Source organism: Pontitalea aquivivens (assembly GCF_046507575.1).
Lineage (GTDB): Bacteria > Pseudomonadota > Alphaproteobacteria > Rhodobacterales > Rhodobacteraceae > Pontitalea > Pontitalea aquivivens.
The window spans coordinates 1-673 of the sequence record NZ_JBKFEY010000109.1 but is presented as its reverse complement, the minus strand read 5'-3'; the positions used below and the strand labels follow the sequence as shown (position 1 = coordinate 673).

Annotated in this window: 1 protein-coding gene; it reads left to right on the top strand. The window is 57.1% G+C overall.

The window, feature by feature from the left end:
* Positions 1-600: IS21-like element helper ATPase IstB (istB, locus tag ACK8OU_RS20385; protein ID WP_410305149.1), on the top strand; the 600-nt coding region annotated here is incomplete at its 5' end.
* Positions 601-673 lie beyond the last annotated feature (73 nt).

The following is a 673-nucleotide window of genomic DNA, read 5'->3' as shown; positions in this document are numbered from 1 at the left end:
AAGGCTGCTCGCTTCCCGGCATACAAGGATTTGTCCGCCTTCGACTTCGCGGCCAGTGAAATGCGTGAAGCTCTGGTCCGCCAACTTCATCGATGCGAGTTCCTTGACGCTGCCGAAAATGTGGTCCTGATCGGCGGCCCGGGTACGGGGAAATCCCATGTTGCAACGGCCCTCGGCATCCAGGCCATCGAGCATCACCGCAAGCGCGTGCGCTTCTTCTCAACGGTCGAACTGGTCAACGCTCTGGAGCAGGAAAAGGCCCAAGGAAAGGCTGGCAAGATCGCAGAGGCGCTGGTGAAAACTGACTTGGTGATCCTGGATGAGCTGGGATACCTGCCGTTCAGCGCCTCTGGCGGGGCCTTGCTCTTCCATCTTCTGAGCAAACTCTACGAGCGCACCAGCGTCATCATCACGACGAACTTGAGCTTCAGTGAATGGGCCACGGTCTTTGGGGACGCCAAAATGACCACCGCGCTGCTCGATCGCCTCACCCACCGCTGCCACATTCTGGAGACCGGAAATGACAGCTATCGATTCAAGGCCAGTTCCGAGACGGCGAAAAAGAAACGAAAGGAGACATCTGCATTGACGCCAACATGACGCGCAGAACATAACAACCGGGTGGGTCAGATCTCGGTGACAATGCCGGGTCAATTCTCAGTGGCAATCAACA